Here is a 19,651-nt window from a genome sequence, read left to right on the forward strand (position 1 = left end):
GTAGACCATGGAACATTCAAAAGACCTCATCTATTTCGATAATGCCGCCACGTCGTGGCCGAAGCCGGAGCATGTCTACAGCTTCATGATGGAGTTCTACCGGGCGACCGGTGTCAACCCGGGGCGAAGCGGGTTCGACCTCGCCATCGAGGCGGGCTCCCTCCTCGATCGCCTGCGTCTGCGGCTGACCCGGTTCTTCGGCGGCGACGAGGATACGCCCGAGCGTCTCTGCTTCGGCTACAACGCCACCGATGCCCTGAATCTCATCATCGGCGGCGTACTTGAGCGGGGCGATCACGTCATCACCACCAACCTGGAACACAACTCCGTGATCCGCCCCATCAACCACCTGGTCCGGGACGGCGGTGTGGAGGCGACCTTCATCCCCTTCGACGGGGCGGGGTTCGTCGATCCCGACGACATCGCGAAAGCGATCCGTCCGGCGACGAAGCTCGTCATCGTCAATCACGGTTCCAACGTCATCGGCACCATCCAGCCGGTGAAGGAGATCGGCCGCATCTGCCGCGAACGGGGGGTGACGTTTGTCATCGACACGACCCAGACCGCGGGTATCGTCCCGATCGACATGAAAGAGATGAACGTGGATGCGCTGGCGTTCACCGGCCATAAGGCGCTCATGGGAACTACCGGCATCGGCGGCCTCTGCATCAGGAAGCACCTCCTCTTGCGGCAGACCCGGGCCGGCGGAACGGGGGTGGAATCCATTTATCCCTATCACCTGGAAGAGTACCCCTGGCGGATGGAGTTCGGCACCCCCAACATGCTCGGGGTGGCATCCCTCTGGGCGGGACAGGATTGGCTCGACGAGCAGGGGGTGGAAAACATCCACGCCCGGGAGATGGTGCTTGCGAAGAAACTTGTGGAAGGCCTGCGTCGGATCGAGGGGGTGCGTTTCTACTGCTGCGACAGCCTGGAGAACCACCTGTCGACCTTCATGATCAACATCGACGGGCTGGACGCGGGGGATGTGGGGATGATGCTCGATGTGGACCACAACATCGCGACGCGCACCGGCCTCCACTGCGCCCCCCTCGTCCACACCCAGCTTGGGACGGTCGACATCCACGGTGGTGTCCGCTTCTCCGTAGGTGCGTTCAATACCGACGAGCAGGTGGATGTGGCCATCGGCGCGGTCACGGCAATCGCCCGCTGGAGTGCCGAGCGAAGAAGGCGGGGCACGGCGTAGGCGGTCACACCTGCGGCACACGTTTAGCACTGGGGTTGAAAGACAGCCATAGCCCTTTGTAACTGGAGAGATGGGGCTTATTCAGGTCATCTCCGAAATAAATTCCCCGATGCGTAAAACAATGATTTATTTAATTGACAGGGGAAAAAAGTTCGGTTATTATTGCCTCAGTTTGATAATGTAATAAAAGATATGGAATGGTCATACATATGGCGATTCAATCCGTTAAAAGAGCAACCGACATCATCTCCCTCTTTTCCTCGTCCCAGCCGGCGCTCGGGATCACCCAGATCGCTGCGGCCCTGGGGCTGAACAAGGCGACCGCCTGGGGCCTCGTGACCACCCTGGAAAAGCAGGGGTTTCTGCAGCAGGATCCCGAGACGCTCAAGTACGGCATCGGTTCGAAGCTCTTCGAACTGGGGATGGTGTACTTCAGCAACCTGGAGATCAATGCCAAGTCGTCGCGCCTGGCGCAGGGGCTTGCCAATCGCACCGGCGTCGTTACCCGCGTCGGGGTATGGGACAGCGGTTCCATCCTCATAACGCTGGTGGCGCTCCCCAAGTCGGAAGACAACCTCTCGCACCAGCTGGGTCCCCGGGTCCCCGCCTACTGTTCTGGCATAGGAAAGGCGGTGCTCCCCTTCCTGGATCCGGAAGAGGTAGATAGCTATCTGCGCGACCTCGATTTTGTCCGGCACGCCCGAGCGACCATCCTGAATCCCGAAGAACTCCGTCATGACATGGAGCAGACCAGGGAACGGGGGTATGCGATTTCGAGTGAAGAGATGATACCCGGTCTTGCCGCCCTCGGGGCACCGGTATTCGGCAGGTCGCGGCGGGTGGTCGGCGGTATCAGCCTTTCCGATACCCCGGCAAACCTGCTGGGAAAGAACAAGGATACGCTGGCGGATGACCTGCTGCATACGGCGGCCGAGATATCCCGGAAGATGGGGTACTACACGACATGATTTTCGGCTGGAATTCCCCCATGGTTGAGATACGCGGGGGCGTGCGGAGCGTTGTTCGGGATTATGAGTGTTGTCGCATGTATTGCATGTAATATTTTATGCAATATTGCAGCTGCTGGGTATTTGTTACACACAACGACGGAAGGAGGTCCACAACGCATGTCAGATACAAAAGGCGACAAGACAGTATTCAGATCCCTCGGGCTTGGCGGTTTTTACGGCGGTGGCGCGGAGGGGATGGTCGATGTCAAGGACGGAAAGATTCTGCGGGTCAGGCCGTTCCGCTTCGACTACAAGTATGACCGGGAGTCGATCCGGACCTGGAAGTTCGAAAAGAACGGCAAGACGCTGGAACCGACCTGGAAGTCGATGCCGTCCCCCTTCTCCCTGGCCTACAAGAAGCGGGTGTATTCACCCAACCGGATCAAGTATCCGCTCATACGGGTCGACTGGGACCCCAATGGCGAAAGAAACCCCCAGAACCGCGGCAAGAGCAAGTACCGGCGGATTTCGTGGGATGATGTGACCACGATCATTGCCAACGAGATTACCCGCATCCATGGGAAGTACGGCGTCAATGCCATTCTCATGCAGGGGGACGGTCACGGCGAGTGCAAGACCATCAATACGCCCCATGGCCAGCCCGGCATCCTGCTCGACCACATGGGTGGTTTTACCCTCCAGGTGCGCAATGCCGACAGCTGGGAAGGGTGGTACTGGGGAGCGAAGCATGTGTGGGGGCAAGGTGTCCAAGGCATGTACTGGCCGGCCCACAACATAGTCAAGGACTCCACCGAACACTCGGAAATGGTGCTGTTCTGGGGGTGCGATCCGGAGACGACCCCGTGGGGATTTACCGGCCAGTTTACCAGCAGCCTGATGTATTACTGGAAAGATATCGGCATCAAGCAGGTTTACATCTGTCCCGATCTGAACTACGGCGCCGCGATCCATGCCGACAAGTGGATTCCGGTCCTGCCTAATACCGATGCGGCCCTGCAGTTGGCGATTGCCTATATCTGGATCACCGAAGGCCTCTACGACAAGGAATACGTGGAAACACATGTCGTCGGCTTCGATAAGTTTTCCGACTACGTACTCGGTAAAGTTGACGGCGTTGTTCATACTCCCGAATGGGCGTCGGGCAAGTGCGGCGTGCCTGAATGGACCATCAAGGCACTGGCCAGGGAATTCGCCCGCAAGGTGACCTCCATCGCCCACTACTTCGGTGGCGGGTACATCCGCGGTCCGTGGTCCCACGAGCCGGCACGATTGGAAATCTGTCTGTTGGGGATGCAGGGCTTGGGCAAGCCGGGTGTTCACCAGCACCAGCTCTCTTACTTCGGCATGCCCCGCATGGAAGGTCTTACCGGCACCTCCTTCTGGAACCCGGAGATCATGGAAAGGCTGGCACTGCCCGTGCTGTCGTCGGTTGCCAACTGGCAGGAATCGGCGCTGCCGAAGACCCTTGTCCATAAAGCCCTGGCGAACAAGTCGACGGAGCCGCTGAAGTTCATGGGTACCGGCGCCATCGAAGGGTCCGTCGCCTCCCAGTTCAAGGAACACAGTTTCCCCCTTGTAACGGAGCCGGAAACGAGAATACGGATGATGTGGACGGACACCCCCTGCAGGACTACCTGCTGGAACGGCGGCAACGAGACCGAGGAAGCGCTGCGCAGCCCCGAGGTCGAATGCATCCTGGCCCAGCACCCCTGGCTGGAGAACGACTGCCTGTTTGCCGATATCATTTTGCCGGCCAACACCCACATGGAAGTTGAGGACATCGTTACGAACATACGGCAGGGAGGGCAGTTTGCCGACGTCATGCTCTGCCACAAGGCAGTGGAGCCGGTAGGGGAGTCAAAGAGCGACTTTGAAATCGTGCTCGAGGTCGCCAAAAAACTCGGCTACGGAGAGCAGGTTTCCGAGGGGGCAACCACCGAAGAGATCCAGAAGAAGGTGTTCGAGTACATGAACCTGGACAAACTGACCACCTGGGAGGAGTTCAGCGAGAAGGGATATTATCTCTACTCCGCTGCCAAGGACTGGGAGAGCGATCCCGCCGGATTCAGCCGGTTTGCGGAGAATCCGGAAAAAAGTCCGCTCGGAACCCCCTCGCGGAAGCTTGAGTTCTACTCGGAGCGGCTGGCCAAGCACTTCCCCGATGACAAGGAACGGCCCCCCAGCCCGCAGTGGATCGAAAAAAGCGACATGCATGACGAGAGATTGTCGAGCGTCAGGACGAAGGACTATCCGCTGCTCCTCATGTCCAACCATGGCAGGTGGCGGGTACATTCGCAGTGCGACGACATTACCTGGACCAGGGAGGCACCGACCTGCAAGATCACCGGGTTCGATGGCTACAAGTACGAGCCGCTCTGGCTGCATACGTCGGAAGCCGCGAAACGTGGCATCAAGCACGGCGACGTCATCAAGGTATTCAACGAGCGCGGCATCGTTCTGGTCGGCGCATACGTGACGGAGCGGCTGATGCCGGGCGTCGCCTACATCGACCACGGGGCCCGCATCGACCCGATCATACCGGGGAAAGTAGACCGGGGCGGCGCGATCAACACCATTTCTCCCGACGGCATCACCTCCGAGAACTGCGTTGGTCAGGCTACCAGCGGATACCTGGTGCAGGTCGGCAAGGTTTTGCCCGAAGAGTGGGCAGAGTGGAGAAGCGAAAACCCGGCGGCCTTCGAGAGAACGTATGATTCCGCCGCGGGACTCCGTTTTGACGCGTGGGTCATTAACGACAGGGAGGTGTAGAACATGAAAGCTTTTATCGTTGATCTTTCAATATGCAACGGATGTTACTGCTGCCAGATTGGCTGCAAGGATGAGCACGTGGCAAACGACTGGACCCCTTACGCCAAGCCGCAGCCCGATACCGGCCAGTTCTGGATCAAGGTTCAGGAGACGATCAGAGGCAGCGTGCCAAAGGTCAAGATGGCCTATACCCCGAATATGTGCTTGCACTGCGACGATGCCAAATGCATGGCCCAGTGCAAATCGGGGGCGATCTACCGGCGCCCGGACGGCCTGATTGTCATAGATCCGCAGAAATGTACCGGCTGCAAGCTGTGCCCGGATACCTGCCCGAACGGCATGATCTATTTCAACGAGGACCTCAATATCTCCCAGAAGTGTACCGGTTGCGCCCATCTGATCGACGATAACTGGGATGTTCCCCGTTGCGTTGATTCCTGCCCGACCGGAGCCCTGAAATTCGGCGAAGAGTCCGATTTCGCGGAGCAGATCGCCAAAGCCGAGCCGCTCAAGGCCAATAGCTGCAAAGGACGGGTTTACTATCTGAACGCACCCAAGGATTTTGTCGCCGGAACCATCTATGACCCGGTCGAGAAAGAGGTCGTGATTGGCGCGGTCTGCACTCTGAAGGACAAGGCCGGCGATCAGACCCTTACGGTGGAAACCGACAACTTCGGTGACTTCTGGTTCAATGACCTGCCCGGTGAAAAACGGGAGTACTCGTTGACCATCGAGAAAAGCGGCAAAACGCAAGTGATCGATACGATCGACGCGACAAACGCGGTAAATCTGGGTGACATACCGATGAAACTGGTGTAGTTTTCACCAGGCCGATCCGTACAGAAACCGGGGCCTTGTGCCCCGGTTTCGTTTTAACCGGCGGGAATTCTCCCGCGTTTACCCCAACGATTCTGTCCGGATTTTCAGCGTTACAAGAGGACCGTCAGCATGAGCAGCCACGACGTCATTATCATACATCCGCCGGCGGTCTACGATTTTCGCAAGAAGCCCCTCTTCCCCGGTGCCCTGGGCGCCTCGGTGGAACAGGTGCAGTTCAACAAGGTCCCCATCGGCATGCTCAGCATGGCCGAGTACCTGGACCGGCACGGCTACCGGGCGAAGGTGGACAATCTGGGGGACCGGATGGTTGCCAGCCCCACCTTCGATGCCGATGAGCATCTCAGAAACCTGTCGGCCCCGATCATCGCCATCGGTCTCCATTTCCAGCAACATGCCCAGGGGGCGCTGGAGGTGGCGCGGCTCTGCAAGAAGTTTCACCCCGGCTCCGTCGTCGTCATGGGGGGGCTGACCGCCACCCGTTTCCACGAAGAAATCATCCGCAAGTACGACTTCGTCGATGCCGTCATCCGGGCCGAGGGGGAGAAAGCACTGCTGCAGTTCGTGCGGGCCTATGAGCAGCACGGCCGGATCACCGACACCCCCAACCTGACCTACCGGACCGGGGAGGGGGAGGTGCGGGTAACCCCCCTCATGCCGGCCAGCACCGACCTGGACGACTTCGAGTTCACCCGCTTCGACCTCCTGGAGCCGGGGACCTCGGTCTATCCCCCCAATGCACCCCCCCGCTGGAGTCTGACGGTCTGCCGCGGCTGCATCTACAACTGCGCCATCTGCGGCGGCTCGGCTTACACCTACAAGACCCACCTGGGGATGGGGAAGCCCGCCTTCCGGAGCCCGGCGAAGATCATCACCGACATCAAGAAGCTCAACGACCAGGGGGTCCACTTCATCGGCCTCTACCAGGACCCCCGCATGGGGGGGAGGAAGTACTGGCGGGAGCTCCTGTCCGGCCTTGCCAAGGAAAAAGTGGAGATCGAGCGGCTCTCCCTGGACCTGCTCGTCCCGGCGGACGAGGAATTCATCCGGGAGGCGTCCAAGATCGGCCGGCAGGTGGTGATGCATCTCTGCCCGGACACCGGCTCGGACGAGGTGCGCCGGAGGCTGGGGCGTCCCTACTCCAACGAAGAACTGCTCCGGACCGTCGAGCTCTGCCACAAGTACCGCCTGCCGGTCACCACCTTCTTCTCCGTGGGGTTGGCGGGAGAAACCGCCGATGACGTGAAGAAGACCTGGGAGATATGGGAGAAGCTCACCGCCATCGACCGCTCTTCCCAGGCGGCCGGCATGGTCGACGTCCCGCTGGGTGGCCCCATTGTCGGCCCCATCGTCCTCGATCCCGGCTCCCCGGCGTTCGACGATCCGGAGAAGCACGGCTACAAGCTCCTCTACAAAAATCTCGAAGAGTACGTCGGCGGCCTCTCCCAGCCCTCCTGGCACCAGTGGCTTAACTACGAGACCGAGCTCATGGACAATGCCACGCTGGTGGATCTCATTCTCGACACCGTGCGGTTCTCCACCGAGCAGCGGGAGAAGTCCGGCCTCTATGATTACAAGCAGGCCCTTGCCGAGCGGATACGGACCGTCCTGGACCGGGAGGTGGTTGCGGAGATAAACCGGATCATGACGATGGGGGAGGGGGCGGAGCGGGAAGCCGCCGTGGCGGCGCTGAAGCTCAAGCACGAGCACTTTCTCAATCGGCCGGTGGAGTCGTTTCTTCAATAGGTGCGGAAGGCGGAAGTGAAGCAGAATGGGAAACGCCGTGCAGTCCTTGAATCAAGGGACGCACGGCGTTTTTGTTGTCTGTGGCGAGGGGGGCTGTGGCTTGAACGTCACAAGGCGCACCGGCGGAGCGCAGCGAAGACCGTGTGCCGCCGCGGGTTGGGCCTAGGGATCTGGAAATTTCTTTGCCAATTCAACAAGTACCGGCAACGTTGATTTAAAAGTTCCGACATCTTTTATTGAGAAATGTAGCATGTACAGGCTGCCTGATGCATTCAACATAACCTCAGTAACATGGCTGGGTTTTCTGTGGCTGGAAACGAACACCCGAAACATGTATCCACCACCTGCAAACTCGACGACAGAGTGCCCGTCTATTTTGTTTCGAAAAGGCAAATAAATCAGGTTTTTCGTAGTGTCAGCATCAATAAACTTAACTACTTGTACTGGGTAGGTAGAGTCATCCTTGCATTGTGGGTTTCGGTAAAGTTCTCTCATCCTTTTGAAATGCTTGTCCACAAGAAGATAATTTCCTTCTTTCTGTTCCGCCAAGTGACTCCGCAACACGCAGGCATAGACAAACTTCTGCAATTTACAAAAATCAACGTTCTGCCAGTGGCTATAATGCTGATCACCTGTACTTGTATGGCCGGAGCGTTGTGCAACCACAATTGAAGCAACCTCAGGAGCCTGAGCATTCTTATTTCCGAGGATTAAGCTGCCATACCGGTCATAAACCTGAGATTCAATTTCACAGGTTTCGCAGATGATAGTTTCGTAATATCCCTTCTGTTTTTTGTTTACGTGACGCCTGTCAACTTTGACGTTAATCAGCTTGTGGCGGCTGTCATACACCTCGCTGTACATCCACTCAGGAAGCAGATGGCTCCTACGGTGGAGTGTTGTTGTATCTTTTTCGCAGAGAGGGCACTTTTTCATTTTCGGTCCAACTCGTAATTGGAAGATCTCTCTTCTCTAATATCCTATATTTTGGGAGGTTACTTAATATGTTCCTGGCCCGGGAGGTTCTGGAATATCGAGTGTAACCGTAGAATCATAGAAAGTGACTCCTTGTGTACGCAGGTGATTGAAGAAGGGGTCAGCAAGTGCTGGGTCATTGCGCCTAGATGGGGTGAGCCATCCCTGTCCAATAGCTTCGTATAACAACAGCCAGTGTTGCTCATTAAGACTTGAATTATTAACGATGTTTTTCCAGTTTGAAAAATAGGGACACTTCCCAATTTAATGGTCAAATATGGGAAGTGTCCCTATTTATCCCTAAGGGGGACAGAAAATAAATCTGTCCCCCTTTTTGTTCTTTTTTTTGTGCTTTTTGTTTCAATAACTAAAGGATCGAAGCCGAAAAATAGGGAAGTGTCCCTATTTATTCCTATTTATTCCTGCATTATTACACTATTTATTCATTTATTCCATTTATGTACGCCCCACTGACTTCTCCTGAACTACAGAACGTCGCATAAGCCTTTCCTTAGCTCAACCACGCAGGAAAGCGAGGAATTTCCGCATGGTTGAATCTGTATAGTTGTCGGTTAATAGCCTCCTCACGCTAGGCCTGAACCCATCGGCAATTTCATAAAAGTTATCGATCTCCTTTTCGCGCTTTAATGTAACGTAACCAGCGCTAACAATTCGATCAAACTTTTTGTCGGCAAGTCCCGGCACCTTCGTTGAGAATTTAATATGAGCCTTCTTGTTGTCTGTAAAGCGATCTCCTTTGAAAAAACTGTGTAAGAACTTTCTTGCTTCTGCCTCAACCATACGATTTTCAGCCTGTTTTCCAGCACGCGCGAGTGTCAGAAATTCACGCAGGTCTCCTAGTTCGCAAGTTTGATCGAGCGACTGAGGATCAAGAGAGGACGTCTGTATTGACTGATCGAAACAAAGATCGAACGAACAGTACATGAATCGCGTATTCTGAAATTTGCAGGCAAGTAACTTTTTATATCCAGTAAAGCGAGAATTGGTAACCGTCAGATTAGAGAAATCCATCGTTGGAAATTCGCCTCGCAAGTGAAGGCCAGATATTGTTACCGATGAACCAATCATTGGATTCATGCCGTAAAGCCTGAGGACAGTTTCGGTTATGTGCTGAGCGGAGCCTCCGACAACTTGAGCCGCTAAGTTGAGGAGTGACGCAATTGCACGACGAGTCAGTTCTACATCAGTCTGACGAGCGGGGTCTTGCTGTTCCGCGTTTTTTCGAAGGCGTGATATTAGAGTTGCTGCCGACTGAATGAGTTCGTCTCTGCGCGTTGAAAAGTATCGTTTGAGTTCACGGAACTCGTTGGCTTCTATGCTAAGACGGGCAAGAGATCTTATGAATTCCCGCTCAAGGCTATGGCGATATAATCCATCAAGCAGGTGTACGACCTCGAAGTATGACGCCAGAAAGCTGTAGCGCAACTCAATGCTGTCTTCGGTTTGAACAAGAAGTGGGTTCAGTCCAATCTTTGCATTAAGCACAGGCCCTCTGTTATCGTAAAGGAGTGTGAGCCTTTCGAGCATCTCTGAAATTGGCCAGCGTTTTGAAAAGTCCGCCACCAGACCCGAGAGAAGCTGAACAACATCACCGACAGACAAATCTAGGCCATGTCGAACTTCTTCCCGACGCATCACTGAGTGAATGATGTGGTCAGTAAGATCATTGTTGGAGGGGTAGGGAGTGGGGTCCTCACTGATTTCTAGTTCTTCCGACCTGTTATCTTTCAGCCCGTCTTCAACGACCGTAGCTGCAATATCAGCGAAGAAAGGAACAACCCTTCCGTCTTGATCGTGCAGTTGGACCTTGTCGATCTGTGACAGAACCTTTGCGACAATAACTTTACCGTCGGAGTACTTTTTGAAACGACGATTCAGGTATGCTTCACAGGTCGACCTGTCGAAGCCGAGCAAATCGTATCTTTCAATCGAAAGCTCCTCAAGTCTAGCCTGTTCAACAAGCTGGCTGTTTCGTGTTGTCAGGAGGACAGCGCTACTCCCCAGTTCGCCATGGAATTGAGCGAGTGAGGCGAGGAAGACATCTAGATTAAAAGTGTCTGGGAATAGCGATACAAACTCGTCTAGACCATCAATGATGACAACTAGGTTGCCACTAAGAAATGCTAGTTCAAACGTGTTGCGATCGAATACTTGGTCGAAATGATGGTGCCGTGCATAAAGTTCGTATAACTGAAAGACCGAATCAATTCGAGCACCCAGCACACCGTTCTCCGCAACGTATCTCTTGATAGACTCTGCCTGGACCAGAATTACTGATGAGTGCAGGTCTTGCCTATTGTGAAGAGTTGCGGCAACAGCAAGACAAAGTGATGTCTTGCCCATCCCGCCTGAAGCAATAACTAGATGAGCGCTCGTAGACGATGGTTGTTGCAGTTGGTTAACGAGCAAATCCCTTGCAGAAGGTGCAACAACCAGATCACGTTGGTCATTCTCATAGTTGAGACTTTGATCAGTGTAGTTGGCAATCTCAGAAGGGGGATCAGAGCCCTTCAAACTTTCATCGATGCAGAACTTCCATATATAGTCCTTATATGTGAGCTCATGAATTTGTGTACGAATGCCAGCCTGACTGAATAACCCTGGGATTAACGCCTGTTCAACGCGTCCAGATCGAGGCCGAAGTACCGTAAGGTCGGTAGGCCGAATTCCAGATATTTTGAATTGTTCAATTGCGTGGTTCACTGTTTGAGTAATATTGATGTTACTGGCGAGCGCAAGATAATAGGCGAGGGCTGGCGATTTCGTTTCCCATAGCTCATACTTGATACGATTCGAGCCTGAAAAATTTGTCCCCTGCTCTTTGTTAACGATAGGCCGTCGATTCGTGTGACCAATTCTTATGAGATCTTCTACTTTGGTGAACGTGTAAATGTGCTCATCTGATGTAAGACTACGGCGTTTTTGTGGACGTGAAACTGTTGACTCATTTCTTAAGTATTGCAGAAGGATGGCCTCGGACTCATTGTATCTTTCGTCGACTGTAAAATCGATGTGTAGGTGGCCCTTCAAGTAATTGGGAACGGAGTCGGGTTCTCGCAGAGCAACAATTACCTTAGTTTTGTCCTGCTTCTGGAGCCCATCCCAATGAACGGCTGAAGCAAGATATGTCTCAATGCCTACACCGCCTAAACGATTGTCGGCTTTTTCTTTATACTTCTTTGTCGCGGTAACAATAATGTAGTCTGATTCGTAGATGCCCGCTTCCATAAATTTATTTTTGTCTGTGAGAGCATCTAAGTCGTATCCATCCCAAACGACGTGTAGCTCTTTAAATTCTTCCAGCGCGTCGGCTAGCTTCCGAACCCATTCTTTGTGAGTCTCTGAGTCCCAACTGTAAGAGAGGAATATCTTTGTTTTGTTCATAATAATTCCTTATTTATTTCATTGTGACCAACGGGGCTGCGCTTGACCTGCCGGGCGCCTCGTACCCGGTCATGGTCTGATCGCTGGTTATGGTGTTTTCGTCGTATATTAATATCCGTACGCACTCAAGGTCTTCAATAATTCATCAAAAAATTTGCCGTAATTATCCAGAGCACGATAAACGAGAGGTGCCTTTAATTTCATTGTTCCTGTTGTCTTGTTGTTAATGGTTGTCTCAGATAACTCAGTTTCACCTCTGTATGACGCTTTACAATAATCATAAACAACTTTGTGGTTTTTGTTGTCCAGGTCTAGAAATCCACCGGTATGGACTATAACGTTTCTTATTTTGCAGAAGTTTGAAATATGTTTCCACTCATCTGTAGCAAATGGCGTTGATATTTCATAAACTTTACTCAAATAAATCTTGCATTGTTCTATTCCGCTACCAGCAATATCCTTTAAAGTTATCTTATTCTTCGTATATACTTGAAGATGCTTACAAATATCACTTAGCTTTACTTCAAATAAGTTATAAGCTGTGCAGTATATTGAATTCCAATGAATGTCAGAGAATTCTTCCCCAATTTGGTACATCATGCTTCCATAATATTCCCCCATAGAGTACTTTACACCGTCATCTACATTTTTTAATTTTAATTCGTATTCTTCATTTAGCCTCTTAACTTCTTGGTCGATCAAAGATTCTATAAAATTGCAGAAATCTTTCAACATATGAAATTCATGCACGACAAAAAAACCAATCATATTTTTCACTGAGAACCTCTGGCAAAGTGCTGTGTTTATTGCCGTCTCTTTGAGTTCCCTTTACGCAAAATAAACCCAATAGCGCGAGAAATGACGACAATTGCTACGGCGGCGGTCTATATGCTTTTACAATTCCGTTCAGTCGTACTGCCATTGCGAATCGATAATGTATTGACGCAAAACGCCCGGCCGGTTCTGAGCCTGTGCGGGCGTTCTGATTGAAGAGATTGGGCAGTTTCATGGCGATTCGTCCCCTGTGGCTGCAGCGTTGTGTCGATTAGACGGTTGTAATCCTCTCGACGGCGGGTGTCAAGGAAGTTTTTGCCCCTGCATCCCCGTAGTATGGGCGACTACGCGATGGGGTCGTTAGAATCAGCCATCGGTGTGGATTCCCGTCGCGCTCGTTGCGCCGTCGCGTGAGCCCCGGCCGTTCTTGCCGAAAAAAAGGCCCCTTCGGGTGAAGGGGCCTTGGAAGGAATTTAGAGGGATTCCCCTCACGCCGCCAGTCGGATCTCCGCAATCACCCGATCCCATGGCGCCGACAGACGCTTGTCGGCAGTGCGTATAATCAGCCCCACGCGCTCCAGCGCCTGAACATCGTTGTAGACGTTCTTGTAATCCCGCGACAGTTTTTTGGCGAGAGCGCGCACGCTTTCCGGCCCGTCATCGTGCAGCCGCCTGAGGAGTTCGAGCCGGCGCGGCGTCAGCGCCTGGAGCAGTACGCCGAGATCCTGGAAGTAGAGCCGTTCAACCGGCTCTTCAACCGGCTCGCCAGCTTCGGCCCGCCGCCAGGCCTTGACGAACTCCTGGGCAGAGTCTTCCGCATCCCTGATTTCAACCCGTATGTTTTTGTCCATCCCTACTCTCCTCGAATACGCTTGATGTCAGCCAGAAAATCAGCGACGAGTGCATCGACATCCGTAAAACGATAGGGTTGTTCCCCATCGATTCCGTGTCGGTGATCCCCCTTGCCCCGTTCGTTGTCGTACCGCACCAGGCAATTCCCCTCGCTATCCCCGTAGTAGAGCCGGTATTTCAGGCCATCCGGATGATGAATCGTGCTCGGCACCTGCCAGAGAACCATTTCTCGCAGAGAGCCGTCGTCATAAACAAATCTGGAGCGATGAAGAAGTTTCGCGGCCATATGGTGTAATATGCCATCAATAAGACGGCAGGGCAAGAATAAATATTCAAGAGCAGGGGCGGGGAATGTGGCAGAATAACTCCTGCGCTCTTTCCCGCGCCTTTCGCGTAAATTCCGCACCGCACGTTCCTGAAAAAATATTTGTTGACAAATGCAACATTACATGTAATATTGCATGAAAACAAACCGCGATACTTAATCGTGCAACCAATCATGGTGAAAAGGGGGAAGGGAAAATGGCGACGGCGAAAGACTTCTTAATCATTGATTGTGAGGCGCATACCATGCCTCTCGACTTCAGGAAGCATATCAACTACTACCCTGGCACGCGCTATTTTTCCAAACCCGAAGAATCGCCGACGGGGAGATGGTGGTGCACCAATCCCGTTACGGGCGAGCGGCGTGAAAAGCCGGCCGACTGGACCAAGGAAGGGCTGATTGCCGACATGGACACTGCGGGCATCGACATGGCCTGCATGCTGCGTGAGTCGTTCCTCGGCCTTTCCTACAACGGCGTTCCCTGCTCCACCAACTACCATGTCATCGAGGCAATGGAGCAGTATCCGAACCGGATCATCGGCTGCTCCAACGTCGGCCCGCACCTCAACCGCGGCGTCAAGAATGCCATCAAGGAGCTGGAGATCCTCCACACGGAGTACGGTTTCAAGTGCACCAAGGTCTATTCGCCGGAAGACGGCGGGCCGATCAACCACAAGGATATGATGCCTTTTTACGAAAGGTGCCAGGAGCTGGGCGTTGTGGTGTTCATCCATACCGGCCTCGCCGTCGGAGGGCATTCTGACTATTGCAGACCGATGCAACTTGATGATATATGTTTAGCGTTTCCGGAGCTCAAGATCGTCGCCTACCACTTCGGCTGGCCCGAACACGAAACGCTGAACGCCCTTGCCTGGAAGCACAAGAATCTTTATATCGGGATGAGCGGCATGCTCGGACCGCTCTACTACGCGCCGGTCAAGCTTGCCCACATGGTCGGCAGCATCATGAACATGATGCTCGGCAGCGAAAAAATCGTGTTCGGCACCGACTGGCCGGCCGCTCCCGCCGATCTGCAGGTCCAGGCGATCCTCAACCTCAAGATTCCGAAGGATCTGCAGGAAGGGTGGGGATATCCTCCCATCACGGACCAGGATCGGGCGAACATGCTGGGGATAAATCTGGCGAAGCTCCTGAACATCGAAGTGCCTAAAAAATACAAAAAATGGGTGAAGTGACATGGTGGTGGGGCGGGGTTGTCCTACGGGCAACCCCGCCCCACCGCGGTCCACTTCAAAGGATTGGTGACTATGGGCGAGAGAAATCTGAATAATGTTGTCTACCAGAAGATTAAACAGATGATGCTCGATTACGAAATTACTCCGGGGCAGCGCCTGACGTTTGCGGATCTGGCGGAAAAGCTCGGGGTGAGTCGCACCCCGGTCAACAACGCCCTGAGCCTCCTCAACAAGGAGGGGTTTCTGGATTTTACCCCCAACCAGGGGTATACGGTCCACCAGATTACCAAGGAAGAGGCGGACCAGTTGTACGAACTGAGGACGATACTGGAACTCGGCGCCATCGAAAAGACCATCCAGAATCTGACCCCGGCGAAATTCAAAGAGCTGGAGAAGCGGGAGCGCCTGTTCAAGCAGTCGGTGGATGAAAAGCAGAGCAGGGGCAGATTCAGCCTTGACGAGGAGTTCCATGCCTACATCGTCGAGATGTCGGGGAACTATTATCTGGCCGAGTATTTCCGCGAGGTGTACCAGCGGATATTCCTCCGGCACCGGATCCGCCCCCTGAAGGGGGAGCGGGTGGTGCAGGTTCCCGCCGAGCACCACGAACTGGTGGAGGCGATCGGCCAGCGTGACGTGGAAAGGGCGAAGCGGATCGTGGCGGAGCACATTGAGAGCGGCAAGCAGTACATCTATTCGTTCATCTTCGATTGATCGGAGCTTGATCCATGTCGACTTCCGGCGAACATAACCTGGCACTCTCCCTCGCGCAGCGTGTCATCGAGATTCGCACCGCCACCCTGAGCGATGATGCGGTCCGCAAGGTCCGGCAGCACCTCCTCGACGGGATGGCATCGGCATTCATCGGCTGTCGGAGCGCGGTCTTCGCTGACATCGCGGCCGGCATCCTCCCCAAGTGGGGTGGGGTTCTTCCCCGGGGAGAGGACAGCGCCATGGCCTGGGCCTTTGCCATCAACGGCTCCGTGTCCGAGGACGGCTCCCGGGAGGGGGCCTGCCATCCGGCGGCTGTTGTGGTGCCGGTCATTCTCGCCTTTGGCGAGGGGAAATCACCGGAAACCATCGACCGGGCCATGGTCGCGGGATACGACGTCATGATCCGCCTGGCCCGGGCGGGTAATCCGCATTTTGCGCGCAAGGGGTTCCATGGCACGGCGGTCACGGCCCCCTTCGGTGCCGCGGCAACGCTGGCGCAACTGCGGGGTTATGATCTGGCGACCACCAGCCAAGCCCTCTGTCTTGCCGCCCTGGGTGGTTCGGGCCTGATGGCGGCATTCAAGAACGGCAGCACCCAGCCGCTGCAGGTCGGCTGGGGCGTGCGAAACGGCGTTGACGCCGCCCTGCTCGCGGAAAAAGGGCATGGGGGGTACGGGAATGTCCTGGAAGAGGGATTCTTCCCGGCATACCTGGAAAAGGGTCTGCACGAATCGGTCATGGCGCCGCTCGAGAAAGAGTATGCCATCGAAGGGTGTTATCTGAAGCCGTATCCGGGATGTCGCCATATGCATGCCTCCCTGGAGGCGTTCAGTACCATCGTCGAACGGCACGGGGTCGGGCATGGGGAGATCACGGCCGTCCGGGTGGGGACCTACCGGATTGCCCTGGAGACCGGCATCAAGAACGTGAAGAAACGTGGCGACGCCTATTTCAACATCCCCTATGCCATCGCCGCCCGGGCCGTTCTCGGAGCTGCCACCTACGATTCCTTTGACGAGAAACACTTTGCCGATCCCGATATCGTGCGGATGACCCGCCTCGTCACCGAGTGTGTCGATCCCGACATCGAATCCCGTTATCCCGGGCAGCGCGGGTCCCGCGTGGAGGTCGAACTGGCCGACGGCAGAACCTTCTCCCACAGCGTCAGCTATCCGCTGGGTGAGCCGGAAGCCCCCCTCTCCCTGGCGGTTACCCGGGATAAATTCGTCAGCTGCACGGACGGGTACCTGTCCGATGGCGAGCGTGCCGATATCCTTCGCCGCATGGAAGGGCGTTCGGGCGAACCTGCGGGACCCGATATTTGCGAAGTGCTGTCGAGGCGCCTTTTTTGTAACCGCTAGCATTACATGTAAAAATACATACAAAAGAACATGGCAGACCGGAGATCCCTATGAAAAGCGATGAATGGAAGAAGTCTCTTGAGGCGGATTACGCAAAGCGTGGGCGCAGGAAGCCGGTGTATTACTCCGAGTCCAAGATCGAACTGAATGACGTCTATGATCAGGACGATCTCAAGGCGGCCGGCTTCGAGGCTGAAAGGGACATCTCTTTGCCGGGCCAGTATCCGTATACCCGGGGGATATATCCCTCCATGTACCGTGCCGATTTCTGGGCGATGGGGCAATACGCCGGATTCGGAAACCCGGAAGCTACCAACCTGAGGTACAAGTACCTGATGTCCAAGGGGCAGACCGCCCTGGCCGTTGCGCTGGATCTTCCGACTCAGCTGGGGGTCGAGTCCGACGATGAACTGGCGGACGGGGAAGTGGGGAAAGCGGGAGTGGCGATCAACAGCCTCAAGGATATGGAGGCACTGTTCGACGGCATCCCCCTGAATACCACGCGCCAGATCTTCACCACCGCCAATGCCATCGGCCCGATCATGCTGGCCCTCTTCCTTGCGACGGGGGACAAGCAGGAGGTCGATCCGTCCGAGTATGTCGTGGTACTGCAGAACGATATCCTCAAGGAGTACGTGGCCCGCGGGGCCTATGTCTTCCCGCCGACCCCCTCCCTGAAATTCGCCGTCGATGCCATCGAGTACTGCACGAAGCACCATCCCAAGTTCAAGCCGATCTGCATCTGCGGTTCCCACATGCGCCAGGGGGGTGCCACCGCCGCCCAGGAGATCGCGTTCACCCTTGCCAACGCCCAGGCCTATATCGATGAGGCGTTGAGCCGCGGCCTGCATATCGATGATTTCGCACCGCTTCTGGAGTGCCAGCTATCGGTCCCCATGAACCTGTTCGAGGAGATCTGCAAGTACCGGGCGTTCCGGCGGATGTGGGCGCGCATGATGAAAGAGCGCTACCATGCGCAAAAAGAAGAGAGCATGAAATGCGTGATCCGCGTCTACACCACCGGCTATACAATGACGGCCCAGCAGCCGATGAACAACATCGTGCGGGTGACCATGGAATGTCTGGCAGCCATTCTCGGCGGGGTACAGAGCCTCTCCGCCAATGCCATGGACGAGGTCATCTCCATACCGACCGAAAAGGCCGCCAAGGTAGCACTCATGACGCAGCACATCCTTGCCAACGAGACCGGCATCGCCGACGTGGCGGACCCGCTGGGAGGGTCCTATTACATCGAGTCCCTGACCAATGAGCTGGAGAAGAATGCGCTGGCCATCATGGAAGAGATCGCCGCCAAGGGGGGCGCCCAGAAAGCCATCGAGGAGGGGACGTACCAGTCCCACTGCCGGAAGTCCGCCAGCGAATACCAGCAGCAGATAGAAAGCGGGGAGCGGGTCATCGTCGGGCTGAACAAATTCCAGGATGCCGATGACGTGGTCGACGCCGAGAGCTTCAAGTCCGAAGAGGGGATTCAGGAGCGGATCATCGCCAAGATGCAGCAGGTCAAGGCGGACCGGGACAACGGTGAGGTCGCCCGTTGCCTGAAGAAGCTGGAAGAGGATGTGCGGGCCGGCAAAAATACTGTCCCGGCCCTGATCGACTGCGTCAAGGCCTACGCCACCATCGGGGAGATGTGCAAGGTCCTCGGTGGAGTATGGGGATATTACAAGGAGGGGTCATCATGGATGTAGCGAAACCAACCCGCAGACCGCGGGCGTTGATAGGGAAGATCGGCCTGGACGGCCACAATCGCGGCGCCTACGTCGTAGCCCACGGCCTCAGTCTCCAGGGGGTCGAGGTTATCTACACCGGCCTGCGTCAGACCGCCTCGACGGTGGCGAAGGCTGCCGTACAGGAAGACGTGGACGTGATCGGCATCTCCTCCATGGTCGGGGCCCATCTTGCCATCGTCAAGAAGCTGAGAGCCGAGCTGGAAAAGCTGGATGCCCTCGATATCCCCATAACCATCGGCGGGATCATCCCGCGGGACGATTACGATCAGCTGTACGCCATGGGGGTCCAGAAGATATATCCCACCGGCACGGAGGTGAAGGAGATCGCCGAATACGTTTTTTCACTGGTAACGGAGAAGGAGTGGAAGTGCGCCGTGCCGGGAACCCTGAAGGGAAAGACCCTTCAGCAGATGTACCTGGTCGGCACGGAATGTTCCGGCTGCAACCGCACCTATTTCCCGAAGCGTCGCAATTGTCCTCACTGCCTGGACGATGCCCATGTGAAGGAGGTCGAGCTGAGCCGGACCGGGAAGCTGCAGAGTTTTGTCGTCACCAAGGCGGCTCCCCCCGGCTATTCCGTCCCCCACGCCCAGGGATACGTGACCCTCGGCGACAACGGGCCGACGCTCTTCACGCTCCTCACGGAGTATGACGAGAGCCAATTGCAGACAGGTTGTACCATGGGTTTGACGTGCGTCGAAACCCGTCGGGATGAGAACAACGAGCCGATCATCGGTTACCGGTTCAAGCCGGTTTAACGGGAGGAGA

15 protein-coding genes are annotated in these 19,651 nt (G+C 55.2%); 10 read left to right on the forward strand and 5 right to left on the reverse strand.

What is annotated here, in order from left to right; genetic code table 11:
* The first annotated feature begins 7 nt into the window (after window positions 1–7).
* The 5 genes from LDN04_RS06195 to LDN04_RS06215 all read left to right on the forward strand — a co-directional run bounded on the left by LDN04_RS06195 (window position 8) and on the right by LDN04_RS06215 (window position 7,530).
* A complete protein-coding gene (locus tag LDN04_RS06195) occupies window positions 8–1,207 on the forward strand; it encodes an aminotransferase class V-fold PLP-dependent enzyme (RefSeq protein WP_223907744.1) in 1,200 nt (399 codons plus the stop codon).
* A gap of 209 nt (window positions 1,208–1,416) precedes the next feature.
* Window positions 1,417–2,175, forward strand: coding sequence for an IclR family transcriptional regulator (locus LDN04_RS06200; RefSeq protein ID WP_223907748.1), 759 nt, complete (start codon window positions 1,417–1,419; stop codon window positions 2,173–2,175).
* Window positions 2,176–2,334: 159 nt separating this feature from the next.
* Window positions 2,335–4,947 carry a molybdopterin-dependent oxidoreductase gene (locus LDN04_RS06205; RefSeq protein ID WP_223907753.1) on the forward strand — a complete coding sequence of 871 codons (2,613 nt, stop codon included), beginning with the start codon at window positions 2,335–2,337 and terminating at the stop codon, window positions 4,945–4,947.
* 3 nt (window positions 4,948–4,950) lie between these two features.
* Complete coding sequence (locus LDN04_RS06210) at window positions 4,951–5,766, forward strand: 4Fe-4S dicluster domain-containing protein (protein WP_223907757.1); 816 nt, start codon at window positions 4,951–4,953, stop codon at window positions 5,764–5,766.
* A 129-nt stretch (window positions 5,767–5,895) separates the two neighbouring features.
* Window positions 5,896–7,530, forward strand: a complete 1,635-nt coding sequence (locus tag LDN04_RS06215) for a B12-binding domain-containing radical SAM protein (RefSeq protein ID WP_223907759.1) — start codon at window positions 5,896–5,898, stop codon at window positions 7,528–7,530.
* Window positions 7,531–7,692: 162 nt separating this feature from the next.
* Here LDN04_RS06215 and LDN04_RS06220 read toward each other — a convergent pair whose 3' ends face one another.
* The 5 genes from LDN04_RS06220 to LDN04_RS06240 all read right to left on the reverse strand — a co-directional run bounded on the left by LDN04_RS06220 (window position 7,693) and on the right by LDN04_RS06240 (window position 13,822).
* Window positions 7,693–8,466 carry a hypothetical protein gene (locus LDN04_RS06220; RefSeq protein WP_223907761.1) on the reverse strand — a complete coding sequence of 258 codons (774 nt, stop codon included), beginning with the start codon at window positions 8,464–8,466 and terminating at the stop codon, window positions 7,693–7,695.
* A gap of 555 nt (window positions 8,467–9,021) precedes the next feature.
* Entirely contained in the window at window positions 9,022–11,910 is a 2,889-nt protein-coding gene (locus LDN04_RS06225) for a toll/interleukin-1 receptor domain-containing protein (protein ID WP_223907763.1), read from the reverse strand.
* A 108-nt stretch (window positions 11,911–12,018) separates the two neighbouring features.
* On the reverse strand, window positions 12,019–12,612 hold the full coding sequence (locus LDN04_RS06230) for a hypothetical protein (protein WP_223907765.1): 594 nt from the start codon (window positions 12,610–12,612) through the stop codon (window positions 12,019–12,021).
* Window positions 12,613–13,172: 560 nt separating this feature from the next.
* Window positions 13,173–13,535: a MarR family transcriptional regulator gene (locus tag LDN04_RS06235; protein WP_223907767.1), complete on the reverse strand. Its 363-nt coding sequence runs from the start codon at window positions 13,533–13,535 to the stop codon at window positions 13,173–13,175.
* A 2-nt stretch (window positions 13,536–13,537) separates the two neighbouring features.
* Window positions 13,538–13,822 (reverse strand): DUF6516 family protein, encoded by a 285-nt coding sequence (locus LDN04_RS06240; protein WP_223907770.1) that lies wholly within the window; start codon window positions 13,820–13,822, stop codon window positions 13,538–13,540.
* Window positions 13,823–14,058: 236 nt separating this feature from the next.
* On the opposite strand from LDN04_RS06240, the gene LDN04_RS06245 reads away from it, so the two are divergent.
* From LDN04_RS06245 to LDN04_RS06265, 5 genes are all read left to right on the forward strand, one after another.
* Entirely contained in the window at window positions 14,059–15,057 is a 999-nt protein-coding gene (locus LDN04_RS06245) for an amidohydrolase family protein (RefSeq protein WP_223907773.1), read from the forward strand.
* 72 nt (window positions 15,058–15,129) lie between these two features.
* Window positions 15,130–15,771: a GntR family transcriptional regulator gene (locus LDN04_RS06250; protein WP_223907775.1), complete on the forward strand. Its 642-nt coding sequence runs from the start codon at window positions 15,130–15,132 to the stop codon at window positions 15,769–15,771.
* Window positions 15,772–15,785: 14 nt separating this feature from the next.
* Window positions 15,786–17,132 (forward strand): MmgE/PrpD family protein, encoded by a 1,347-nt coding sequence (locus tag LDN04_RS06255; protein ID WP_223907787.1) that lies wholly within the window; start codon window positions 15,786–15,788, stop codon window positions 17,130–17,132.
* Between the two features lie 50 nt (window positions 17,133–17,182).
* A complete protein-coding gene (locus LDN04_RS06260) occupies window positions 17,183–18,841 on the forward strand; it encodes a methylmalonyl-CoA mutase (RefSeq protein ID WP_223907790.1) in 1,659 nt (552 codons plus the stop codon).
* Complete coding sequence (locus LDN04_RS06265) at window positions 18,832–19,641, forward strand: cobalamin-dependent protein (RefSeq protein ID WP_223907802.1); 810 nt, start codon at window positions 18,832–18,834, stop codon at window positions 19,639–19,641. The genes LDN04_RS06260 and LDN04_RS06265 overlap by 10 nt, the downstream gene beginning before the upstream one ends.
* Window positions 19,642–19,651: the final 10 nt, after the last annotated feature.

The organism is Geobacter sp. AOG1 (genome assembly GCF_019972315.1).
Taxonomy (GTDB): Bacteria; Desulfobacterota; Desulfuromonadia; order Geobacterales; family Geobacteraceae; genus Geomobilimonas.

What these genes read in the sequence shown, in the direction of transcription:
- LDN04_RS06225 (WP_223907763.1), bottom strand. Translation starts at nt 11,910, where the DNA reads ATGAACAAAACAAAGATATTCCTCTCTTACAGTTGGGACTCAGAGACT.
- LDN04_RS06250 (WP_223907775.1), top strand. Translation starts at nt 15,130, where the DNA reads ATGGGCGAGAGAAATCTGAATAATGTTGTCTACCAGAAGATTAAACAG.
- LDN04_RS06255 (WP_223907787.1), top strand. Translation starts at nt 15,786, where the DNA reads ATGTCGACTTCCGGCGAACATAACCTGGCACTCTCCCTCGCGCAGCGT.
- LDN04_RS06195 (WP_223907744.1), top strand. Translation starts at nt 8, where the DNA reads ATGGAACATTCAAAAGACCTCATCTATTTCGATAATGCCGCCACGTCG.
- LDN04_RS06210 (WP_223907757.1), top strand. Translation starts at nt 4,951, where the DNA reads ATGAAAGCTTTTATCGTTGATCTTTCAATATGCAACGGATGTTACTGC.
- LDN04_RS06220 (WP_223907761.1), bottom strand. Translation starts at nt 8,466, where the DNA reads ATGAAAAAGTGCCCTCTCTGCGAAAAAGATACAACAACACTCCACCGT.
- LDN04_RS06240 (WP_223907770.1), bottom strand. Translation starts at nt 13,822, where the DNA reads ATGGCCGCGAAACTTCTTCATCGCTCCAGATTTGTTTATGACGACGGC.
- LDN04_RS06215 (WP_223907759.1), top strand. Translation starts at nt 5,896, where the DNA reads ATGAGCAGCCACGACGTCATTATCATACATCCGCCGGCGGTCTACGAT.
- LDN04_RS06245 (WP_223907773.1), top strand. Translation starts at nt 14,059, where the DNA reads ATGGCGACGGCGAAAGACTTCTTAATCATTGATTGTGAGGCGCATACC.
- LDN04_RS06205 (WP_223907753.1), top strand. Translation starts at nt 2,335, where the DNA reads ATGTCAGATACAAAAGGCGACAAGACAGTATTCAGATCCCTCGGGCTT.
- LDN04_RS06200 (WP_223907748.1), top strand. Translation starts at nt 1,417, where the DNA reads ATGGCGATTCAATCCGTTAAAAGAGCAACCGACATCATCTCCCTCTTT.
- LDN04_RS06260 (WP_223907790.1), top strand. Translation starts at nt 17,183, where the DNA reads ATGAAAAGCGATGAATGGAAGAAGTCTCTTGAGGCGGATTACGCAAAG.
- LDN04_RS06235 (WP_223907767.1), bottom strand. Translation starts at nt 13,535, where the DNA reads ATGGACAAAAACATACGGGTTGAAATCAGGGATGCGGAAGACTCTGCC.
- LDN04_RS06265 (WP_223907802.1), top strand. Translation starts at nt 18,832, where the DNA reads ATGGATGTAGCGAAACCAACCCGCAGACCGCGGGCGTTGATAGGGAAG.